A 24,950-nucleotide genomic window follows, 5' to 3' on the forward strand; every position below is an offset into this window, starting at 1 on the left:
CAAAATATTATGAGGAAATCCTTACTAAAATGTGTTTTTGCGCTGGCAATGCTTGTTCTTGGAGCAGGATCACTGTTTGCGCAGGGAGTTACCACTGCCAGTATGCAAGGAGTGGTAACTGATGAAGCTGGGGAAACACTTCCTGGAGCCAATGTAGTGGCTGTCCATGAGCCATCTGGTACCAGATATGGTGCTGTTACCAATATGGATGGTAGATTTGTGCTGCCAAACATCCGAGTGGGTGGTCCTTACCGAGTGACCATAACCTTTATAGGTTTTGAAGATCAGGTATTTGAAGGAATTAACCTGTCTCTGGGACAAAATTATTCCATCAATGCAAGGTTGACTGATGGATTGGAATTGGATGTAATAGAAGTATTAGGTACACAGGGCGATGTCATGAATGCGGACAGAACCGGTGCTGCTACCAATTTAAGTAGAGATAGGATAGATGCGATGCCTACTATCAATAGAAGTATCAACGATTTGACGAGACTTACTCCGCAGAGTAGCGGTACCAGCTTTGCGGGTGCAGATCAGCGTTATAATAACTACACGATAGATGGTAACCTTTATAACAATAACTTCGGAACCACTTCTAGTCAGTTTGCCGGTGGAAACCCTATTTCCTTTGACGCAATCGAAGAGGTACAGGTAAACATCGCCCCTTATGATGTTCGTCAAAGTGGTTTTACAGGTGCTAACGTAAATGCGATTACTAAATCAGGAACAAACCACTGGAGAGGTACTGCTTATACACTTTTTAGAAATGATAAACTGCAGGGGACTACCGTAAATGGAGGAAGAGAGATTCCTTTTTCAGATTCTGAAACAAAAATACACGGTATAGCAGTGGGAGGACCAATTATTAAGAACAAACTTTTTTTCTTCGTAAGTGCGGAAATGGAGACTAATTTGATTCCAGGAGATAACAGACTGGCTTCAAGGCCTTCTCAAGGTTTACTTCCTGATAACCAAGTAGTTTCTAGGGTGACTGCAGACAGAGCTGATTTCGTAAGAGACCAAATGAGAAATATATATGGTTACGAGACTGGATCATATGAAAACGTACCTTTTTCTGACGATGCAACCAGGTTAAACTTAAGACTCGATTATAACATTAACCAGCAGAACAAATTAGTAGTAAGGTATAATCGCTTCCAGCAGATTAGGGATGTAGGCATAAACGGTAACAGTATCCGAAGCTTGCCTACCAATCTGAGGTACGGTAACACGAACAGGTTTGGAGTAGAAGCTTTGACTTTTTCTAATGCCAATTATACTTCCGAGGACATTGTATCTTCAATAGTTGCGGAATTGAATTCTACCATCGGAACAAATATGGCCAACTCACTAAATATTGGTTATACCTCTGCGCTTACCCAGAGAGGCATTCCCGGTGGACAGAGCTTTCCAATGATTGAAATACTTGAATTTCAAGGAACAACACCACTCTATTACATGTCTTTAGGAAATGAGTTGTTTTCTACAGGTAACTTATTGGATAACAAAACGTTCAACGTGACCAACAATTTCAACTATTTTCTTGGTAGACATACCTTCACAGCAGGGGTTAACTTTGAATATATGACTTTTGACAATGCCTTCAATCCTACTTGGGATTCATGGTACCGTTACAACTCCTATGATTCATTTGTAGAAAGTGTCATCAACAGGAACCCTGCTGTAGTTCCTGATGGCTTTGCTATTGGTTTTTCTTATGATGCCAACAATCCTATGACTTTACCAACAGATAGGGTTGAATTTGGACAGGTTGGTATTTATCTTCAGGATGAATTTCAGGTAACCAACAACTTAAAATTAACCGGTGGTGTGAGAGTGGATCTTCCTTTTTATCCTATGGATGCCCCTAGAAACCCTAGATTGGAAGCTTTAAATATTTCTAGAGAAAATCCACGTAATCCAGGAGAATTTATTTCTCCGGATGTGAGTAATTTCCCACCTGTAAATCCAGTATTCTCTCCAAGATTTGGATTTAACTGGGATGCTTACGGTGACAGATCTTTACAGGTAAGAGGTGGTACTGGTATGTTCACCGGTAGACCGGTTTTCGTTCACTTATCTAACCAAATCAATGCCAATGGAGTAACCAGAGGTGGTTTAGGTAAATATGGAGGAATTGGTAATGCTGCTAACCAGTGGGCACCCGGCGAATGGCAAGGTTTCCAGGCAGATCCAAACTTTTACAGACCAAACCCAGCTGAACTAGAACCGGACATATCTGCTTCAATCAACGTAACAGATCCTAATTTCAGAATGCCTCAAACCTGGAGATCCAATCTTGCTGTTGATTATTCTGTGGCCGGATTTATTTTCTCTGCTGAAGGGCTTTATTCCAGGGATTACAATTCTCCCTTTTCCGTGAACCTTGCCAGCAACCCTACCGGTAATATTGTTAACGTTGCCGGAAATGAGTATCCTACTTATACCCAGGGTATCGCAGGTACCACCATCAATGAAATATATTACCTTACCAATATCAATGATGGTATTTATGCCTCTTTGACACTATCTGTTCAAAAAGATTGGGGTAAAGGTATCTTTACCAGTTTAGCCTACACCAGAAGTCAGAAGACTGATTTCGGTCTTGAAGGTGGTTCTCAAGCAGCCTCTTTATGGCCTACTGCAGTACAGAAAGATAGAAACAATCCGGAAAGAGGTTTTTCTAGATTTGATCAGCCTAACAGAATTGTCGGTTTAATTTCCTTCAATACCAAAGGCTTGAACGAGATGAACAACACACAGTTCTCTTTATTCTATTCAGGTGGTGAGCAAGGAAGGTATAGTTACACTTACTCAGGAAACTTTGGTGATGGCGGCGGTATCAGAACGATGTATGTGCCTACCAGCTTTGAAGATGCACAGTTGATTGACCGTGTAACAAATGGCGTACTGGTGCAAACAGCGGCTGAACAATGGGAAATCCTTAACCAGTATATTGAACAAGACGAATACTTAAGTGCCAATAGAGGTAAAATAACCGAAAGAAACGGTGCTATACTTCCATGGTTACACAGATTTGATTTTAGTGTGAAACAGGATATCCACCTGGCAAGAGATGTAAACAAGCACAAACTACAGTTCTCTATGGACATCTTAAATGTTGGTAATATGATCATGGATTCTTGGGGTGTAGGTAGACAGACATATCAAAGAAACCCGATGAACTACACGGGCGCTGATGCCAATGGCAATGCTAGATTTACCATCAATACTGTTCAGGGACAGGCAAACGTTTATCCCACGGAAACCGTACAGTCTATTGTGGCGCTGAGCCAAACTTGGAGTGCTCAGGTTGGGGTTAGATACATCTTCAATTAATTCCTCATATCAATAGAGAAAATAATATAACCATGAATAAATTTTCATATAAAACGTTAATTGTCCTTTTATGCAGCTTGTCTATTTTTACAGGCTGTATAGATGAGGACTATACCGAAGAGCCCCAGGGTTTATCTGATCAGCCTTTATTAAGTAATGTAATTGCTGACCAAACTGATCTTTCTACCTTTAACCAGCTGATTAACAATGCAGGGTTGACCACAAATTTAGTGGGTATTAGGACTCAAGACCAAAGAGCGGTTTTTGCACCATCAAATGAGGCTATTGCAAATTTTCTAGCTTCAAATGGATATGCCTCTGCTGCTGATATACCCAACTTGACCAATGTGCTGTCTTACCATATCGCCAATGCGAACATCCTTCAGGGTAATATAGCGCAGAACAATTTTAATTTTATCCAGACGATTGCCAACCAAAACATTTTTGTTAACCGTGCCAATAGTCCGATAAGATTCAATAACCAGCAGGTAAACATCATTCGTTCTATTGAAAATGCCAATGGAACTGTTCATGTGATAGATCAAGTGCTGGTACCTCGGGCGAGCAATATGAGTAATTATATTGCGGCACAGGCTGACCTTTCTATCTTTAACCAGGCAATCAATTTAATGGGCTTACAGAACCAATTTAATATTGAGTTCAGGACTGTATTTGCTCCTACCAATGAGGCTTTTGGTTTGTTCCTGGTAGAAAACGGCTTTGCTAACTTAGATGCTGTTGTGGCAGATGAGGATGGAAGGACGCTGCTGAGAAATATTTTAAATTACCATATGACACCGAATGTGTTTTATACGCCAAATTTGACCAATAATTTACAGCTGGCTACGCAGTTTACCAATCCCAGACTAATCATAACCAACCCTAGGGTAGCTGTTGATGGCCAATCAATCCGATTAACCTACGGAACAGGAAATGCGCTCAGTACCAATGTTAATGTTAACAATACGATCTTTAGAACAGGTTTTGTTCATAAGATTGATAGGGTTATGGTGCCTGCCACTACGCCTGCTCCTTAAGACCTCTAAAAAAGAATATATAAAAACAGAGGCTGTCTCATAAGTAGGGACAGCCTCTGTTTTATCCGGGTTGGTAGCTGAGTCAATTTAATACAGCCAAATCACAGGCTCTTGAATTGATTTATAAAACAGCCTCATTATTTTTTTATCCAACATAGTGTCATCCAATTTTTATATTCAAATACTTTAATTTTTTGCATATAGTATTTATATAATCGTAATCTATTGCATTCTAGATCAATAAATCCAATAGGCTTTAATTGCTTTCTAAGGTGTTTTAACTATTAACAATGATCAATTATTAGGGATTATTCTTATAATTATTTTTAGCCAGAGGCATCCATGTTCTCTAATTTAATATCGGTAGGCATCGTGTAAGCTTCGCCTGATTTGTTAACATTAAACTAATATTAAGTTTATTTTTTCTGATCAAATCGCTCTTATATTTGCATCGTTAAAAAATATTCTCAATTTCATTCTATTATATTTCCAACAACTCAAAATTATATGAGGAAAAATTTACTAAAATGTATTTTTGCGCTTGTATTCCTAATTTTAGGGACAAGTTCATTATTTGCTCAGGGGGTGACAACTGCCAGCATCACGGGGGTGGTAACCGATAGCAACAATGAAACCTTACCTGGTGCCAATGTTATAGCCGTTCATGGACCTTCAGGGTCAAGATATGGTGCCACTACCAGAAATGATGGGAGATTTACCATTCCTGGCATGAGGGTAGGTGGTCCTTATACTATTACGGTATCTTATGTGGGATTCCAATCTCAGGTTTATGATAATATTGATCTGCAGTTAGGCCAGATATTCAGGCTCGATGCCACCATGTATGATGAAGGTGTAGACCTAGCGGGTGTCGAAATCGTGGCACAAAGAAGTAATATCTTAAATGATGAACGTGCTGGGTCTGCTACCAATATATCCAATGAGCAGATCAATGCGCTACCGACAATCAGCAGAAGTATCTTCGATTTTACAAGATTGACCCCACAGGCTTCTGGAAACGGTTTTGCCGGCACTGATAGCAGGTTTAACAACCTAACCATAGACGGATCTATTTTTAACAATTCGTTTGGTCTTTCAAGCACCCCTGCAGGTCAAACCAATTCTACGCCGATATCATTGGATGCTATCCAGGAGATTCAAGTAAACCTATCCCCTTATGATGTTACTCAGGGTGGTTTTACCGGAGCAGGGATCAATGCTATTACCAGGTCAGGAGACAATGAGTTTAGGGGTTCTGTTTTCTATAATAATAGGAATAACAGTTATGTTGGTGATAATGCTAGAGGTAATGCTGTAATTACAGATCAGTTTGATGTTAACCAATATGGCTTTAGATTAGGTGGTCCTATAGTAAAGAACAAGTTATTCTTTTTTATCAATGCTGAATCTGAAAGAAGATCAGATCCCAATTCTCAATTTATAGCCGCTCCTGGTGAAGGTGCCAATGTTACAAGGGTACTCAGGTCTGATTATCAACAATTGTCCCAATATATGCTGGAAAACTATGGCTATGAAACCGGGGCATTCGAAAATTATTCTTTAAGAACTCAATCGGATAAGTTGTTGGCTAAAATAGATTATAACATCAGCAGAAATCATAAGCTATCTGTCCGTTATAACCAGCTGATTTCTTTGAGAGATGTACCAGCATCTAATTCGTCTTCTTTTCAAAATAGAAGAGATAATTTATTCTCTTTAAATGCACAGGCTACCAATTATATCATTAACAATGATATTTATTCTGGTATTGCCGAACTTAATTCTACTTTTGGATCCAGGTTTTCGAACAGGTTATTGGTCGGGTATACTGCAAACAGAGATTATAGAGGATCTACCGGGGGAATATTCCCGCTTGTGGATATTCTCCAAGAAGGACGTAATTACCTTTCTTTTGGATATGAACCATTCTCGCCTAATAATAGACTGGATACAGACACTTGGCAGGTTCAGAACAATTTTACCGCGTATTTGGATAATCATACCATCACCGGAGGTGTGAACTTTGAGTCATTTGAATTCACCAATGGTTTTACGCCTCAATTTTATGGCCAATATACCTTTAATTCCTTACAGGATTTCTATGCCGCTTCAGACCAGTATTTGGCTGGAACCCCTCAAAATGTTCCTTTGAGAAGATACCAACTGACCTATTCAGCATTAGAAGGAGGCGCTATTCCTTTTGCCGTAACTAAAGCTTATCAGATAGGTGCTTACGTACAGGATGAATATAGCCCAACCAGAAATTTGAAATTGACTGGGGGAGTGAGAATTGATGTGCCATTTTTTGACAATACGGCATTGAACAATCCAGAAGTGGAGCAGCTGAATTTTCAAAACCCGAGCAGAAACAATATTTCTTTGAGTACCAGTCAACTTCCAGAACCTGCTGTGATGTTCTCTCCCAGATTAGGCTTCAACTGGGATGTAATAGGTGACAGATCTATACAGTTACGAGGTGGTACAGGTGTATTTACAGGTAGGCCGGCATTTGTATGGATATCTAATCAGGTAGGTAACAATGGTATATTGACCGGGTCAATTTTTGAAGACAACGTTAATACTGCTCGTTACCCTTTTTCCCCTGATGTGACTGCCAATATTCCCGCCAATGCTACGACTCCTTCGCAGTATGCCATCAATGCCACTGAAAGAGAATTTAAATGGCCTCAGAACTGGAGATCTAACATAGCTGTGGATGCTCAGCTTCCCGGTGGGTTTGTAGGTACCTTGGAGTATATATATACCCAAAACCTGAACAATGTGATTTATTATGACGCTAATTTGAATACACCTGTCGGTAATTTGGTAGGTCCGGATAACAGACCATACTATGCGTCCACTACTGGTTCAGCCGCGAATAACGAACGTAGGATAAATAATAATATAAACAATGCTTACGTACTTGGGAATTATGGAGACGGATTTGCACATAATATCACCGCGCAAATCCAAAAGCAATTCACAAGAAACCTATTCTTCTCTGCCGCTTATAACTACTCTGTAGCAAAAGACTTAGTATCGTTGGGCTCTACGGCCAGCAGTTCATATAACGGAGGCAGGACCATTACTGATAATAACAACTTGCCACTATCCATTTCAGATAATGAACAAAGGCATAGAGCCATAGCTTCAATATCCTATAGAAAAGAATACAGCAATGGGGCGACACAAGTTTCCGCTTTTTGGGAAGCTAGAAACCTGGGCAGGAGAACTTATACCTACAATGGTGATGTAAATAGAGATGGTATCGCAGGTAACAGTTTAATATTTGTCCCTACCCCTGAGCAGCTACAAGAGATGACCTTCCTTCCCATTACAGCAGGCGATTTTACTTATACAGAAGCCATGCAGAGGACTACATTTGACCAATACATACAAGCTGATCCTTATTTAAGAACGATAAGGGGGCAATATGCTGAAAGAAATGGTGGCATTAATCCTTTTGTGGCTAGAATGGATTTCACCCTGGTGCAGGAATTTTTCATTAATATAGGCGATAAAAGAAATACCCTTCAATTCAGGGCCGATGTAATTAATTTTGGTAATTTGTTAAGTAATACTTGGGGTGTGGCAAGAGTACCCAATAATACCTCTATGATTACTATCTCCAGTATTTCTCCTGAAGGTGTTCCCGTGTATCAGATGCAAAGAACCAATAACGTATTAAGAACGGATATCTTCAGAGATAGTGCGACGTTGAACGATGTTTGGCAATTACAGTTAGGTGTCAGATATATCTTCAATTAAATGCGCATATAATTCAAATAATAAGATTTTAACCGATGACTTTGTAAAAAAAGGGCCAACTTTTTGTTGGCCCTTTTTTTCATTATATAGATTCATGATATTGACTAGTAAATTTTATCCCTATTGGTAGTATTTGATCCCCAACCTTAGATTTATAGCATGGGTGTTTATTGCAAAATGGAAATTGATGAAACCGTACAAAAAATCCTGCCTTATAACTTCTGGAAAGTAAATTTAGAATATTGTGTTAGAAGTCGGATGTAGGTAGGAGATTTGATTATTCTGTAATACAGTTATGCCTATGAATGGAATAGTCCCTTCAACGACATATGTATTCACCTCTACATTAAAGAGGGCTATAGGGCGCTTATGCCAGATGTAACAAATGAAAAAGGAGCCATATTCATGTTGGCCCCTTTTTCATTTGTATATGTATCATTTTTATAGTTCAGGGCGTTACCTGTGCCGGAGGTAGGAATGAAATGAATTTCTTATAGTTGCCCGAATAACATTGCATTCATTTTCTTGTTGTAACAGAATCAAGCTTCATTTAGGTTGACCATCTTTCTGATATTAAGGAAGAAAGGAAGTGGCTGTGATAGGTAACTAATAGTTAATGTATTATCTTTTGTAGAAAATTTAAAAATTATATTTTAATTTTCCATGTCTTAATTACCTTTTACATGTTATTCACCACTGATATCACATCCTGACCACCTATATCTATTTTGATCAGTAAGCGAACTTTCTATCATAATTAGATCTTTACTATTGAGTATCTTTACGTGCTAGTACTTGAATAAATAGGATGACAAAATTAAATCTACTGTATTATAAAACCTACCGGCATCCCTCCAGCAAAGAGTGGATGGTATTTGTACATGGTGCAGGAGGGTCATCTTCTATCTGGTATAAGCAGATCAAAGAATTTAAGGAAGCCTATAACCTTCTTCTGATAGACCTGAGGGGACATGGCAGGTCTGCTGCCAAGCTTAAGAATATTTGGAAAGAAAAGTACACTTTTACTGCCGTTACCAAAGATATATTGGAAGTGCTGGATCACCTGCACATACAAAAAGCCCATTTTGTGGCAGTATCCTTAGGCACCATTCTGGTTAGACAGTTAGCTGAAATGGCCCCTGAGAGAGTAGAGACAATGATTTTTGCAGGAGCCATTACCAGGTTAAATATAAAGTCCCGTATACTTGTATCCCTGGGCAATACTTTTAAGAGTGTCATCCCCTATATGTGGCTATACAAGTTATTTGCATGGGTAATCATGCCACGAAAGAGACACTCGGAATCCCGTAATCTATTTGTCAGAGAAGCAAAGAGATTATGTCAAAAAGAATTCATCCGGTGGTTTAAACTTACCAGCGAAGTCAATCCGCTCCTGAAGCTTTTTAAAGAAAAAGATCTTGGCATACCTACCCTCTATGTCATGGGAGAGGAGGATTTTATGTTCTTGGAGCCTGTCAAAAAAATTGTAAAAGACCATAGCTTATCAGTATTGAAAATCGTGAAATCCTGCGGACATGTGGTCAACGTGGAGCAGCCTCACGTTTTTAATAAATTAAGCTTAGACTTTCTCAAAAAATCCCTTTAATAGCAAAATTTTCAAATACCAGTAATGAAAAAAAATACTAAAATATCATTGATTGCGGTCATTGTTTTGGTAATAGCGGGCCTGTTTTTTTATCCCCGTATGGAGATGTTTCAAGGCGACAGTGCCGATGCATCTGAGCAGGGGGCAAGTGGTACCGCTGCACCTTTACCGGTTAATGTGGTAGAAGTGAAAGCCGAAAGGCTGGAAAACAATATCAATATCACCGGGACCATTATACCCAATGAAATGGTAAGTCTCCGTCCTGAAATTTCTGGCCTGGTAGAAAGAATCAGTTTTCGAGAAGGTGAATTTGTCAAAAAGGGCACCCCTTTACTCTACCTCAATGATGATGAACTCACGGCGCAGGCTGATAGGTTAAATTATATCAAAAAACTCTATGAGGATCAGGAAAACAGACAAAGACAACTTTTGGACAGAGAAGCGATTTCTCAGGAAGAGTACGATATAGTACTCAACCAGTTTAATACCAATTTGGCCGATATACAACTGATAGATGCACAGCTGCGCAAGACGGTAATACGTGCCCCCTTTGACGGGGTATTGGGATTAAGGCAAGTATCTGAGGGAAGTTTTATCAGTTCTGCTGATCCAATTGTGAGTGTGGTGAACATTGATCCTATAAAACTGGAATTTTCAGTACCAGAGCGCTACGCCAATAAGGTAAAAACAGGGTCTGAAGTGGTATTTTCCAGCAATGCTGTAGAAGGAGAAGCTATCGGCAGGGTATATGCCATCGAACCTAATATAGATGCAGCCACCCGTACATTGAAGATACGCGCAGATAGTCCCAATAGGCAGCGGCAGTATCTGCCTGGAATGTTTGTCAGGGTCAGCCTTAATCTGGATGTAGAAGAGAACGCACTGTTGGTACCGGCAGAATCTCTTATACCAGAACTTGAAGGTTACAAGGTATTTGTAGTAAGGGATGGTTTGGTAGAAGAAGCCAAAGTAACAATAGGTACCCGAACAGAAAGAAAAGTCCAAATCCTGGATGGACTGAGGGAAGGTGATCATGTATTGACCACCGGAGTACTGCAGGTAAGGACAGGTATGGCAGTAAATGCCACTAAAATTAATTAATTATGGCTAGTTTATCAACCGTAACCATCAGGAGACCAGTATTGGCCATAGTGCTATCACTGACTATTCTGTTATTCGGACTTATAGGGATATCCTTCTTAGGAGTAAGAGAATATCCCAGTGTGGATCCGCCTATAATCAATGTACGGACTACCTACGTAGGAGCCAATGCAGATGTAATAGAAGCCCAAATCACTGAACCGCTGGAGGAAGCCATTAATGGTATTTCAGGGATCAAGTCCCTTACCTCAGTAAGTAATGACGGTACGAGTAACATTACCGTGGAATTCGATGTCGGGGCTGACCTGGAAGCGGCAGCCAATGACGTACGGGATAAGGTGTCCGGCGCCCAGCGCAACCTGCCTTTAGATACAGATCCACCAGTGGTGTCCAAGGCTGATTCAGACAGCCAGCCTATCGTATTTTTGAATGTGCAGAGTGATAGGAGAAATCTACTCGAGCTATCCGATATGGCCAATAACATATTTAAAGAAAGGCTTCAGACCATCCCAGGTGTGAGTACCGTTCAGATATGGGGTGAAAAACAATATGCCATGCGGCTGAGGATGGATCCTCTGAAAATGGCTTCATATGGCATTACACCATTAGACATATTAAATACCGTACAGAGTGAGAATGTGGAACTTCCATCAGGGCGTATAGAAGGTTCTGCCATTGAACTTTCAGTACGTACTAAAAGCCGATTGACTACACCGGATGAATTTAACCGCCTGATCGTAAAAGATGACGGTAATAACATCGTGCAGTTTCAGGATGTAGGAAGGGCAGAGTTGGCTCCTCTTAATGAGCGTACCGTGCTAAAAAGAGATGGCATACCTATGGTGGGAGTGGTGCTCATCCCTTTACCGGGGTCCAATAACATAGAAATAATAGATGAGTTTTATAAAAGACTAAAACTGATAGAAAGAGATCTTCCTTCAGACGTGTCATTAGGGATAGGATTTGATTCCACTCAGTATATCCGATCATCTATAAATGAAGTGCAGCAGACTATTTTTGTGGCCTTTATACTCGTTGTTATTATCATATTTATGTTCTTGAGGGATTGGAGGACTACCTTTATTCCGGTGCTTACCATTCCGATATCCCTGGTCGGAGTGTTTTTCATTATGTACCTGATGGATTTTTCTATTAACGTATTGACCTTATTAGGAATAGTGCTTTCCATAGGCCTGGTGGTAGATGATGCCATAGTGGTATTGGAAAATATCTATACACGTATAGAAAAAGGGGAAAAACCCCTGGCTGCTGCCGAAAAAGGCGCAGAGGAAATTTTCTTTGCGGTTATAGCGACCACTGTAGCTTTGGCTGCCGTATTCCTTCCTGTTATTTTTCTTACAGGAACTACCGGCAGGTTATTTAGAGAGTTTGGTATTGTGGTCGCAGGGGCAGTGATCATCTCCTCCTTTGTGGCTTTGACCATGACGCCGATGCTTAGTAGTAGGCTCCTGAAAAAGCGGGAAAAGCAAAACTGGATCTATAATAAAACAGAGCCTATCTTTTTATGGCTAAATAAAAAATATGAAAATGCACTAGCTGGGTTTATGAAAGCAAGATGGGTGGCTTTTGTGATCATAGGGGTGATGGGGTTTGCCATATATGGACTATTTAACGTAATCCCATCTGAACTGGCTCCAGTGGAGGATAGAGGAGAGATGAGGATCAATATGACCGGTCCAGAGGGTGCTACCTTTGGCTATATGGACAGGGTAATTGATGAGATGACCATAGAATTCTCTGAAAAAATTCCAGAGCGATTTGGTTTTATATCTGTGACTTCTCCCGGGTTTGGTACATCCAGTACCAATTCAGGCTTCCTTAGAATTATGTTAACGGATGCCACTGAGCGAGAAAGAAGCCAGCAAGAGATCTTCGACCAAGTATCTGGGATCTTAAAGAACAAAACAGCTGTGAGGGCTTTTGCTACGCAACCTCAGTCCATAGGAGACAGAAGAGGGGGACTGCCTGTTCAGTATGTGATACAGGCACAGACTTTAGAGAAGCTTAAGGACGTGATCCCCGAGTTTATGAATAAGGTAAATGAAAGTGAGGTGTTTAGTTTTTCTGATATAAACCTTAAATTCACCAAACCTGAAATAGAAGTAGAAATAGACAGGGAAAAAGCCCGGAATATAGGGGTGTCTGTACAGGAAATTGCGAGAACTTTGCAGCTGTCCTATTCAGGCCAGCGGTTTGACTACTTTATCATGAACGGAAAGCAGTATCAGGTAGTGGGAGAGATGCAGCTTGAAGACAGGAATGAGCCTATAAACTTAAGGATGCTCTATGTAAAATCCAATAGTGGTGAACTGGTTCAGTTGGACAACCTGGTCACGGTAAGAGAAAGAAGCACACCGCCTCAACTTTACCGTTTTAATAGATTTGTGAGTGCTACAGTATCTGCTGGACTGGCTCCGGGATATACTATAGGAGGAGGTTTGGATGAAATGGACCGCATAGCTGCAGAAATTTTGGATGAAAGTTACAGTACTGATGTAGCAGGAGTATCCAAAGAATTCAGAGAAAGTTCTAACAGTTTGATATTTGCATTCGTATTTGCGCTGATTTTGATTTATCTGGTTCTTTCTGCCCAGTTTGAAAGCTTTCTGGACCCATTGACCATTATGTTTACGGTTCCATTAGCATTATGTGGTGCTTTGATGTCTCTGTGGCTATTTGGATTTACCCTTAATATATTCAGCCAGATTGGGATCATTATGTTGATAGGCTTGGTGACTAAAAATGGTATCCTCATCGTGGAGTTTGCCAATCAGCGGAAAGCGCAGGGTATGACTGTTCATGAGGCGATCATGGATGCTGCCGGGGCCAGGTTCAGACCCATCCTGATGACCAGTTTATCCACTATTTTAGGGATACTTCCGATAGCTTTGGCACTGGGTGCTGGGGCTGAAAGCCGGGTACCAATGGGGGTGGCAGTAGTAGGAGGTATGGCCTTTTCTACTATCCTGACCCTATTTGTCATACCCGCTGTTTATACATATTTGACATCCAAAGAAGGAAGATTAGCAAGAGTCTAATGAAGAAACTATTTTTGATTTTAATGGCGGGTCTTTTGGTAGGTCCGTCTGTTATGGCACAGCAACTGGAAGAACTTACCTTTGAAAAGGCCATTCAGCTCGGTTTGGATAATAACTTTGAGGTGAAAATCGCCATAAATGAAGTAGAGCTCGCCGAACTGGACCGTTCGCTGGGACAGAGCTTATTACTGCCCACTTTAGGGGCTACTTATGTAGGTTCGTATAGAAATGAAGATGTTGAACAAAGATTTCTTAATGATCCTGCACCAAGGATACTTGATGGTGCTCAGACCTACAACAGAAACTTTACGCTGGCCACTATTTATGGGTTTAACCCTGAGGCTTTTGTGGCTTTAAGAAGACTGGGTAAGCTTACAGAAGTCAGTGAACTGGAGGCAAAAGTAGTCATTGAAAACACCGTAGCATCTATTTCTTCATCCTACTACAGGATGGTACTGGAACTTCAGCGATATAAAGTTTTAAGAAAGGCATTGGAACTTTCAGATGAAAGGCTGGATATTGCCCGTGCCCAATATGAATTTGGCCGCGCCTCTAAAAGGGATTTTTTAGCCGCTCAGGTAGATTATAATGCCGATTTAGCTTCGTTGGTGACTCAGGAGCAGGTCATAGAAAATACCAGAATCAATCTCAACCAGCTGCTAGCGGTGGATCCTGAGCACCAATATATGGTGAATGATACCATCACTATAGCGGATGATATTCAGCTCGTAGACCTTATAGAAAATGCCTACACAGATAACAAACAGTTTTTGGCTACACAAAGAATGGAGAATGTTGCTTATCTCCAATTGAGAGAAGCACGAGCACTGAGGTTGCCTTACCTCACCATCAACGGGTCTTATAATAATAGTATCCTGACCTCAGATGCAGGATTTGTATTAGAAAATAGGGTAGATGGACTTACTGCTGGAGCTACAGTTGGAATCAATCTTTTCAGTGGATTTTCAGTAAACAGAAGAATACAATCTGCCAGGGTACAGCAGTATAATCAGCAACATGTCCTTCAGCAGTATGAGATCCAGATGAAATCAGACATTTACCGCTCCTATAATGTGTATACCAATACAAAAAGGCTATTGGATATAGAACGCAAAAACTATGAAGTGGCCATAGAAAACTCTGATATAGCATTGGAAAGGTTTCGTCTAGGTATCACGGGATACCTGGAGTTTAGGGATGCACAGGTGAACAGGTTACAAGCAGAGAGTAGGCTTATAGAAGCTATATATAATATCAAAGAATCCGAAATAGAACTGATGAGGCTGGCAGGGAAAATCTACTTCCAGAATCCCCAAGAAAGGCTCAACTGATGCAAAACCTATCAAAAATAAGCTAACATCCGCATAACTGTAAACCTGTTTCTGAAGTAAATTTAGTTTAAATTTTGGAATAGAATCTATTTTAATTAGTGTATTTTGATACAAAAACCTATTCTCCCATAAGAGATAAACAGCTCTTTGTTTTACTCCCATTTTCATGCTCTATTTCTAACTAGTTCATTAAGATATTTCTTAAAATGGGGGCGTAAGCAGTTTAGTTTTGGCATTTTCATGCTTTAATACTATACTTGCATACATTATTGCCTAAATTTCGGGATCTATATGAGAAAAGTCTTTTGGGTTAAGTACTTGTTTTTATTTATTTTTTTAGCTTTAGCTGGCTGTAAAGAGCAGCCTGAGCGGGAAAGGCAGGAGTTTTTTTGGGAAAATCCAGTTCATTTTGATCTTGAAGATATAAAACGTAGAGGATACCTAAGAGTGGCTGTGGATAATTCTTCCACCAGTTATTATATCTATAGGGGCCGGAGGATGGGCTATGAATTTGAGCTTCTACGGTTGTTTTCTCGTGAGCTTGGGGTGCAGCTGCGGGTGACAGTAGCATCTGATCTGGATGAAGTATTCAGGATGCTGAATGAAGGAGCTGTGGATATCATCGCCATAAATCTGGAGAAGACTACAGAGCGTGTACGCTATGCGGCATTTACCCAATCCACCCATACCTTAAAAACAGTTTTGGTCCAGCGAAATGACAATGGATCCACTCTCAAAAGTATAGCTGATCTGGCAGGAAAAACAGTACATGTAAGAGAAGGTGCTGTCTATAAGCAGCAGCTGATGCAGTGGAATGATAATCTGGAACTGGGCATGGAAATCATTGAAGAACTTGCTGATTCTGAAGCTTTAGTAAATGCCGTAGTGCAGCGGGAAATTGATTACACGGTGGTAGATGATGATGTGGCACTTGTAAATGCTACTTATTATGATAATATAGATGTTTCTTTGGAAATAAGTGAAGCATCCAAAGTGGGCTGGGCAGTAAGAAATAATGCTCCGGATCTGTTGAATGAAATCAATACTTGGCTCAGTAACCATAAAAAGACCGAACTGGCTGCAGTCCTATATGAGAAATATTTTTTAAACAAAAAAAACAGTTATTTCAGAAGCAACAGCCCCTTTTCTTCCATTTCTGGAAATAGAATTTCTATTTTTGATGAAATTATCATGAAAGGGGCAGAGCAGTTGGGATGGGATTGGAGACTACTGGCAGCACTTGTTTTTAAAGAATCCAGGTTTGATACAGCGGCTACCTCATATGCAGGGGCTACTGGCCTGCTGCAGCTGATGCCAGTTACTCTTGAACGATTTGGTGTGGAGGATCCATCAGATCCGCACCAAAGTTTGATGGGAGGAGTCAATTATTTAAAATATCTGGACCAATACTGGATAAAGCGTGTGCCTGAAGTAAATGAAAGGATTAGATTTATCTTGGCCTCTTATAATGTAGGTCATGGGCATGTGGAAGACTCTTGGCGGCTGGCCCTTAAAGCTGGTAATGACACCACCCTCTGGGAAAATGTGGCTGCTTACCTGGAACAAAAGTCTGATCCTGATATATATAGGGATCCTTTGGTCAAAAGTGGCTATGCCAAAGGTCATGTGGCAGTCAGGTACGTAGATGAAGTGATCAGTCTTTATGAATCATATAAAGTACTGGTCAGCCCATAGGGTTTTATGTTATATAACAGCTGACACTAGTCATCATCACTCAGAGATCATAAATCCATTACCCAATCATCTCCGTGGTAATCTTCGCTGATAACAAACAAAGCGGAATCCCTCCTCCCGGATGAACGGAACCGCCGCAGAAGTACAGATTTTTGATATCTGAAGAGTAATTGGCATGACGAAGAAATGCTGCATATCTGTTGTTTGAACTGTTGCCATACAATGCCCCGTTTGCAGATGAGGTTTTGCTTTCTATAGTTCTGGGATCAAGGATTTCTTCTGCCTCAATAAGTGGAGCTATGTCGGTACCCAAGGTACGATTGATTTTTAGGATAATGTTTTTTCTAGCTTCAGCTATCAGCTCATCCCAGTTTTGGCCCTGGTTATTGGGCACATTGATCATGGTAAACCAGTTCATACAGCCTTCAGGTGCATCATCTGGCTTATAAATAGAGGTGATGTTAATATAAACAGTAGGATCTTTATAAATGGAATGTCGATTAAATATATGGTCAAACTCTGTTTGATAATCTTCACTAAAAAGGATATTGTGTAAGTTCAATTCTTTATAAACTTTTTTGATACCCCAGTAAAAAATAAGGGCTGAACTGGACTTAGGTTGGTTAAGCAGGAATTTAGGTTGCTTCTCGTCTTTCAGGATGGTCTTATATGCATTGACCATATCCATATTATTCACCACGATGTCTGAAAGATAGTCCTTTCCCCCAGATCGGATGCCAATAGCATGATTATCGGCCACCAGTACTTTATCTACCTTTGAATCGAAATAAAATTTAATCCCTAAATCAAGTGCTAGATTATAGAGGCTTTGAGTGATGTCATACATTCCCTTTGTGGGAAAGAAAGCACCGATGTTAAACTCCAGGTGTGGAATGATATTGAGTGTAGCAGGTGTCTGGTATGGGTTTGAACCGTTGTAAGTCGCATAACGGTTAAAGAGCTGCACCATCTTCGGCTGTTTGAACTGTCTGGCATTAGCCGCATTCATGGTGCTGAATATGCCCAGTTTTCCCATTTGAAAAGTAAATTTGAGTGCCTGGGCATTTAACCAAGTACTCCATCTATGCATGGACCGGTGCATGAAAAGTGGTGACAAACTGTTATATATAAAAGCAGATTTTTTTAAATTTTGTCTGACATGTTCAGCAGGTTCTCCCAGCTGGGATTCTACTTCCTTTGCAAATTTATCTATATCTGCATAAGCCTTTACCTGTTTGCCGTCTTCCCAAAAATAATGGCAGGCTATAGGAAGTTTGATATAACTGAAATATGTTTGGGGATCTTTTCCTGCCAGTATAAAGAGGTCCTCCACTTCTTCTGGGAGAGTAAACAATGAAGGACCGAAATCAAAGCGATATTCTTTAATGGTAAACTGAGAAAGTTTTCCTCCAGGGGATGCATTGGCTTCAAAGACATCCACTTCATATCCCTTTACCTTAAGCCTGATGGCTGCCGCCAAACCGGCGATTCCGGAACCTATTATAATGGCATTTTTATTCATGGGACCTTAACTGTACTTTTGCTTTTCTGTTTGATAATAGGATACATATTTATCTCATTTCTTCAATTAATGATCCTAAAAAAAATAAGCCCAAGATTTCTCGAGGGCTTTATTTAAAATTCTGATACCTGTCTTCCTAAATTTTCTCAAATATTCTTCTAAAGCTGCAGGCTTCGCTCAGTTCACCGTGAAGTGCATCAATACGAACCCTTACCTGGTCGGTAGTATCTCTATGCCGGATGGTGACGGTGTCATCCTCCAGTGTCTGATGATCTACCGCAATACAGAATGGCGTACCTATGAGATCTTGTCTGGTATAGCGCTTGCCTATTGAACCTGCATCTTCATAAATGATATTAAAGTCATATTTGAGCTTCTCAAAAATTTCTTTCCCTTTCTCAGGCAATCCATCTTTTTTGGTCAGCGGAAGTATGGCGGCTTTCACCGGCGCGATGGCAGGATGAAATTTTAAATATACCCTGCTTTTACCATCCGCCACTTCATCTACGAAAGCATTGCAAAAGGTCATCAAAAATAACCTGTCGGCCCCTATGGAAGTTTCGATTACATAAGGAGTATAGTTTTGGTTGATCTCCGGATCAAAGTACTGCTGTTTCTTTTTTGAAAACTCCTGGTGCTGTTTCAAATCGAAATCTGTACGGGAATGTATACCTTCTACTTCCTTAAACCCAAATGGGAAATCATATTCGATATCCATAGCGGCGTTGGCATAATGCGCTAATTTTTCATGGTCATGTTTACGGATTTTTTCCTCTGGAATGCCTAGTGCCTTATGCCACTTCATACGGGTATCAGCCCAGTTTTTATACCATTCCATCTCGGTACCAGGGCGGACAAAAAATTGCATTTCCATTTGTTCAAATTCCCTCATCCTGAAAATAAACTGACGGGCCACTATTTCGTTTCTAAAGGCTTTACCGATTTGGGCTATACCGAAAGGCACTTTCATCCTAGCTGTTTTTTGGACGTTAAGGAAGTTGACAAATATACCTTGGGCAGTTTCTGGCCTTAGGTATATAGTAGAGGAATCCTCTGCCACAGCGCCCACCTGGGTAGAAAACATCAAGTTAAACTGACGTACTTCCGTCCAGTTGGTAGTACCGGATATCGGGCATTTAATAGCTTCATTTATGATCAGTTCTCTTATGCCTGCCAGGTCTTCAGCTTCAAGCAATTTACCCATGGCAGATAACAGGGACTTTGATGCTTCTATATTTCCTTCCTTCTCGAGCGCAGCAGCTTTATCTTCTATCAGTACATCAGCACGGTATCGCTTTTTGCTATCTTTATTATCGATCATAGGATCATTAAAGCTGTCCACATGTCCTGAGGCTTTCCAGGTAGTGGGATGCATAAATATGGAAGCATCTATGCCCACAATATTATCATTCAGTCGGGTCATGGTCTCCCACCATAGCCTTTTTAGGTTATTCTTAAGTTCTACCCCATAAGCCCCATAGTCATAGACAGCCTGCAGGCCGTCATATATTTCTGATGAGGGATATACGAAACCATATTCCTTTGCGTGGGCGATTATATCTTTTAATTGAGAAATTTCTTGGGTCTGTTCTTGTTTTGCCATAGGTACAAAAATAGGTAAAAAGGAATAGTTAACAATTTAAAAATAGGGGATTTGCTAAATAGATGCTTATCTAAAAAGGACAAACCCTACTAATCATAGATATGTAGGATATCAATTTAGTATGAGAAGTATGACTTTTTACTTTATGAATCAAATATTACATTGATTTATTATATATTTTATGGTTATTATTAGGATTTTTCTTTTATTTTTCATAAATTAAACGTTTATATTTTTGAATCACTAACTAAATTATTATGAAAAATCTATCGATTAAGCGTTATGTATTGAATTTGTTTATGATGATGATCATGATGGTTTCACTTTCTAGCTGTGAAGTCATTGGGACCATTTTTGAAGGGGGCGTGATCATCGGGATTATAATTGCTGTTATTGTAATAGGGATTATATTTTGGCTATTCCGGAAAATGAGTAGTTAACCATATAAAAAAAAGCCTGACATATCTAACTGTCAGGCTTTATACAAGAATGGATTTATTGGTCCATTTGAAGATAGGTTTATTTTAAGATATCATGCATTAACCGCTTTTTTGTAATATAAAAAACCCAATGTTACCGTGCTGAGGAAAAATATAAAAGCCAGCCATTCATAGGTTCGGGATTTTTCCACTTCCATTTTGCTATTTGCCTCAGCCAGTGCTCTTTTAAGCTTGGAGATATCCTGTTCCTGCTTTTGTACGATGTATTTATAATCATCCTTTTCGTAAGAAACCTCTACCACTTCCCTTTCTCTTATAAATTCCAGTTCTTCCATTATCTGGTTATCTTTTTGGATAATCCGTTCCATCCAGGCATTGGTTTCGGTCATATCTTTTTTGGTACGGTTACCAAAAATGCCTGATTTTTTATTTTCTGCTTGTCTCCATTGCTGATGGAGATTTTGTCTTTCCTGGACAAGTTTGTTGAGCTTTTCCTGGGCGGTGACAATAATTGGGCACAGCATTAATATAACGATAATCAACGTTTTCATTTGGATTTAATATTTTTCAGGACTCCGTTTATCAAAATCCATGCCTATGAATGGTCATGACTTTAGTCTCTTCTTTTGCTTCCGTTTGATGGACGTCCTTCTGTTCAGGGTATAAAAATTATATATAAAATTCACTGAGAGCGCGGTTATCGTCAAGGCTGGAAAGAAGTCAGGCATCATGGTCTTGATGCCAAGCAATATTAAGAGGGTAGCCAGGAGACCTAGTTTATAGGAGGTGTGTTTTTCTGAATAAAATTTTTTTCCTAAGGCTAAGCTCGCCACCTCAAAAACGGCTACCAAGATAATGCAATAAGTCAACAGGGCCCGGGTACTGGCTCCCAGGAAAAATGATCCACCGATCCCTACCATAACCACTAAGACAAAACTTATAGTATGCAGCGCTTGATTTACTTTAGTATTCATTAAGTCTGGGTTTAATGTTCATCAATGTAAGTTATTGGCATTACAATTCAAATTTTAATTAAAAATATACGCTTTTCCTTACAAATTTTAAAAAAATGAAATAAAATTTTAGCTGTATATATTCCGCTTCTATAAATTTTTATACTTATATGAATTAGTTTATAAAAAATATATATGTTTTTTGAATAATTTAATCAAATTATATTTGCTTTTAATGGGATAGATTATTTAATTTGGTTAAGTGTATAATTAACAATTAACCTATTCCCAAATGAAAAAACCCTTTACTTATCTAAAGCTATTATGCTTTTTAACATTGATGATATTGTGGGGTGTCCCAAAATCATCGTTTGCGCAGTCGCGGGTGATCACCGGGGCAGTATTGTCGGGGGATGATTACCTCCCGCTACCTGGTGTCACTGTAATGGTAAGAGGCACTACCAGAGGGACCGTCACTGATATGGACGGTCAATTTAGCATCCCCGTCAATGCAGGTGATGAAGCTATTACGCTTTCCTTCGTGGGTTTTGCACCCCAGGAAATACCTATAACCAACCAAAACCGCTATGAAATAACCCTATTGCCTGACATGCAGTCATTGAGTGAAGTGATAGTGGTAGGTTACGGTGAGCAGAAAAAGGAGACGATCACCGGATCTGTGGTAACTGTAAAGGGTGCTGAGCTGGCCAGGTCCCCTGCACTGAACCTCACGAATTCCATAGCTGGGAGGATGGCTGGTGTGGTGGCTGTAAACAGAAGCGGTGAACCGGGTTATGATGGTGCAGGGATCAGGATCCGGGGCTCTAATACGCTCGGTAACAACGATGCCCTGATTGTAATAGATGGCATACCTGCCAGAACAGGGGGTATAGATAGATTGAATCCAAATGACATTGAATCTATTTCTGTACTTAAAGATGCCTCTGCTGCGATATATGGTGCTAGAGCTGCTAATGGTGTAATTTTAGTTACTACTAAAAGAGGAAAAACAGGTAAGCCTCAGCTCAGTTACCAGTTTAACCAAGGGATGGCCCAGCCTACGGTTATTCCAAAATTAGCCAATGCTTCCCAGTATGGCCGTATGCTCAATGACCTGAATGTATATGAGCTTCCTGTGAACGAATGGCAAGCGGCCAATGATGCCTTCAGAAATACAGGTGTGTATCAAAGGCCAAATGGCCAGTTAAGAAATGCGCCCTTTAGCCCAGAGGCTTTGGCCCTATATGAAGCAGGTACTGATCCCTGGAACTACCCAAACACAGATTGGTATGCTGAAACGTTAAAGCCATGGTCTCCGCAGTCCAGACATAATGTGCAATTGACTGGCGGTAATGATGATATCCGGTATATGGCTTCTGTAGGGTATCAAAATCAGGATGCTTACTACAGAAATTCTGCGGCTGGATACAAGCAATATGACATGCGGCTGAATGTAGATGCCAAGGTTAATGAATATATCGATCTTCAGATCGGTGTACTCGCAAGACAGGAAGTTAGGTTTTTTCCTACCCGGCCAGCAAGTGCTATTTTCAGAATGCAGATGAGAGGCAAGCCTAATGAGCCGGCTTTCTGGCCAGATGGAAGGCCAGGCCCTGATATCGAAAACGGAGAAAATCCCGTGGTCATTACCACCAATGCCACGGGGTATGATAGAGATACAAGGGATTATTTCCAGACCAATGCTGCCCTTAACATTAAGATACCGGGCATAGAAGGGCTTAAATTCCAAGGTACTGCATCAGTGGATAAGTTAAGCAGATTTCTTAAGAAATGGGAAACGCCATGGATACTTTATCAGCGAAGCGGAGAATTTGAGGCGGACGGGGTTACTCCTGTATTGCTTCCGACCGAAAGAGGACCAGCGGAGCCTAGATTGAGACAAGATAACATAAACCAATTAAATATACTTTTGGGGGGTGTGTTCACCTATGATCGAAAAATAGGGGACCATGGTTTTCAGATTTTAGCTGGTACCAATAAAGAGACTGTACAAGGAGATGATTTCTGGGCATATAGGAGATTTTTCATCTCTCCAGCTATCGACCAAATGTTTGCCGGTGGAGATGCTGAAAAGGATAATGGCGGCGGAGCTTTTGAACGGGCGAGACTTAACTATTTCGGTAGAGTGGCCTATAATTATAAGGAAAAGTATTTAGCTGAATTTCTTTGGAGATATGATGCTTCTTATATTTTTCCAAGAGAGACCCGATATGGATTTTTCCCGGGCATGATGCTGGGATGGGTAGTCTCTGAAGAGAACTTTTGGAAAAACAACTTAAGAAATTTTGAATTTTTCAAAATCAGAGGTTCGTGGGGACAGATGGGCAATGACCAGATATTCTACGATCAAAATAACGATGGAACTCAAACCTTACAGGAATACCAGTTTATGTCCACCTATGGCTTTAGAAGCCATATACTGGAAGGTGCAGAGAGCAAAACGCTTTTTGAAACCAGGGTCCCTAATCACAATATTACTTGGGAGGTGGCTACCAATTCAAACATCGGTATAGAAGGGCAGATGTTTGATGGAAAATTGTATTTTGAAGCGGATGTTTTCTATAATCTCAGGACGAATATTCTGTGGAGAAAAAATGCTTCTGTACCTCAGAGTACAGGATTATCCGCTTTATTGCCTGCTGAAAATATAGGGGAAGTAGAAAACAAAGGCTTTGACCTGATGCTGGGCTATAGAGGTTTTAAAGGAGAATTTAATTATAGCGTCAGTGTAAACGGCGGATATGCCAAGAATAAAATATTATTCTGGGATGAACCCCCAGGAGCCCCAGCATGGCAAAGGTCCACCGGAATGCCTATGGGATCTCCCGGGCCGATATATATCTATGACGGTGTTTTTAGAGATCAGGCAGATATAGATAGAAATACTCTGGATTACTCTGCTATCACGAATGAACTTCGTCCCGGTGATATGAAATTTAAAGATGTGGACGGTGATGGTGTCATTACCCCCTTAGACAGGGTCCGCTTGGACAGGAACAATATCCCGAGGTTTCAGGGAGGTGTAAATATGACTGCCAATTTCAAAAACTTTGATCTGGCAGTTTTATTCCAGGGAGCAGCCGGTGCCCTTACTTTCGTAAGCGCAGGTGAATCTGGAAATATTGGAAATTACTTGCATGAATTCTATGAAAACAGGTGGACAGTGGACAATCCAAGTGACGAGCACCCCCGTATCGCCAATAGAAGCGACCAGTATTTTTCATCTAACAATACTTATTGGTACCGGAATAATGATTACATCCGTCTAAAAAACCTGGAGCTGGGATATACCCTGCCATTAGAGCTAGGCCAGAGGGTTGGGGTGAATTCGGTACGTTTTTATGTAAACGGACTTAACCTGTGGACCTGGGATAAGCTGGGAGTATATGACCCTGAATCAGATAATTCTACAGGCCAGTATTATCCACAGGCCCGTGTCATAAATGGTGGCTTTACGGTAACATTTTAATTT

The 24,950-nt window shown here is 40.3% G+C and carries 14 protein-coding genes; 10 read left to right on the top strand and 4 right to left on the bottom strand.

All coding sequences use genetic code 11. The features are described from left to right. Positions 1–9: 9 nt before the first annotated feature. From EL17_RS13430 to EL17_RS13465, 8 genes are all read left to right on the top strand, one after another. Positions 10–3,342 carry a TonB-dependent receptor gene (locus EL17_RS13430; protein WP_035074968.1) on the top strand — a complete coding sequence of 1,111 codons (3,333 nt, stop codon included), beginning with the start codon at positions 10–12 and terminating at the stop codon, positions 3,340–3,342. Between the two features lie 32 nt (positions 3,343–3,374). Beyond that, positions 3,375–4,379 (top strand): fasciclin domain-containing protein, encoded by a 1,005-nt coding sequence (locus tag EL17_RS13435; protein ID WP_084166221.1) that lies wholly within the window; start codon positions 3,375–3,377, stop codon positions 4,377–4,379. A 507-nt stretch (positions 4,380–4,886) separates the two neighbouring features. After that, positions 4,887–8,147: a TonB-dependent receptor gene (locus EL17_RS13440; protein ID WP_035074973.1), complete on the top strand. Its 3,261-nt coding sequence runs from the start codon at positions 4,887–4,889 to the stop codon at positions 8,145–8,147. A gap of 808 nt (positions 8,148–8,955) precedes the next feature. Further along, positions 8,956–9,753, top strand: a complete 798-nt coding sequence (locus EL17_RS13445) for an alpha/beta fold hydrolase (RefSeq protein ID WP_035074977.1) — start codon at positions 8,956–8,958, stop codon at positions 9,751–9,753. Between the two features lie 24 nt (positions 9,754–9,777). Further along, the gene (locus EL17_RS13450; RefSeq protein WP_035074980.1) at positions 9,778–10,854 is read left to right on the top strand and encodes an efflux RND transporter periplasmic adaptor subunit; all 1,077 of its coding nucleotides are present in this window, start codon (positions 9,778–9,780) and stop codon (positions 10,852–10,854) included. A 2-nt stretch (positions 10,855–10,856) separates the two neighbouring features. After that, positions 10,857–13,913: an efflux RND transporter permease subunit gene (locus EL17_RS13455; RefSeq protein WP_035074983.1), complete on the top strand. Its 3,057-nt coding sequence runs from the start codon at positions 10,857–10,859 to the stop codon at positions 13,911–13,913. Then, positions 13,913–15,244: a TolC family protein gene (locus EL17_RS13460; RefSeq protein ID WP_035074986.1), complete on the top strand. Its 1,332-nt coding sequence runs from the start codon at positions 13,913–13,915 to the stop codon at positions 15,242–15,244. Before EL17_RS13455 ends, EL17_RS13460 begins: the two co-directional genes overlap by 1 nt. A 291-nt stretch (positions 15,245–15,535) precedes the next feature. Next, positions 15,536–16,939, top strand: a complete 1,404-nt coding sequence (locus tag EL17_RS13465) for an MltF family protein (protein WP_051720002.1) — start codon at positions 15,536–15,538, stop codon at positions 16,937–16,939. A 58-nt stretch (positions 16,940–16,997) separates the two neighbouring features. Here EL17_RS13465 and crtD read toward each other — a convergent pair whose 3' ends face one another. Both crtD and EL17_RS13475 read right to left on the bottom strand, forming a co-directional pair. Continuing rightward, positions 16,998–18,461: a 1-hydroxycarotenoid 3,4-desaturase CrtD gene (gene crtD, locus EL17_RS13470; RefSeq protein WP_035074989.1), complete on the bottom strand. Its 1,464-nt coding sequence runs from the start codon at positions 18,459–18,461 to the stop codon at positions 16,998–17,000. A gap of 136 nt (positions 18,462–18,597) precedes the next feature. Continuing rightward, on the bottom strand, positions 18,598–20,064 hold the full coding sequence (locus tag EL17_RS13475; RefSeq protein WP_035075002.1) for a glycine--tRNA ligase: 1,467 nt from the start codon (positions 20,062–20,064) through the stop codon (positions 18,598–18,600). A gap of 257 nt (positions 20,065–20,321) precedes the next feature. Here EL17_RS13475 and EL17_RS13480 point away from each other — a divergent pair, with 257 nt between their 5' ends. Then, complete coding sequence (locus tag EL17_RS13480) at positions 20,322–20,504, top strand: hypothetical protein (protein ID WP_035075004.1); 183 nt, start codon at positions 20,322–20,324, stop codon at positions 20,502–20,504. A 92-nt stretch (positions 20,505–20,596) separates the two neighbouring features. Here EL17_RS13480 and EL17_RS13485 read toward each other — a convergent pair whose 3' ends face one another. Continuing rightward, positions 20,597–21,055, bottom strand: coding sequence for a hypothetical protein (locus tag EL17_RS13485; protein ID WP_035075005.1), 459 nt, complete (start codon positions 21,053–21,055; stop codon positions 20,597–20,599). A gap of 54 nt (positions 21,056–21,109) precedes the next feature. After that, positions 21,110–21,478 carry a hypothetical protein gene (locus EL17_RS13490; RefSeq protein ID WP_035075007.1) on the bottom strand — a complete coding sequence of 123 codons (369 nt, stop codon included), beginning with the start codon at positions 21,476–21,478 and terminating at the stop codon, positions 21,110–21,112. A gap of 271 nt (positions 21,479–21,749) precedes the next feature. Here EL17_RS13490 and EL17_RS13495 point away from each other — a divergent pair, with 271 nt between their 5' ends. After that, entirely contained in the window at positions 21,750–24,947 is a 3,198-nt protein-coding gene (locus EL17_RS13495) for a SusC/RagA family TonB-linked outer membrane protein (RefSeq protein WP_035075008.1), read from the top strand. The last annotated feature ends 3 nt before the right edge of the window (positions 24,948–24,950 follow it).

It is taken from the genome of Anditalea andensis (assembly GCF_000714815.1).
GTDB lineage: Bacteria > Bacteroidota > Bacteroidia > Cytophagales > Cyclobacteriaceae > Anditalea > Anditalea andensis.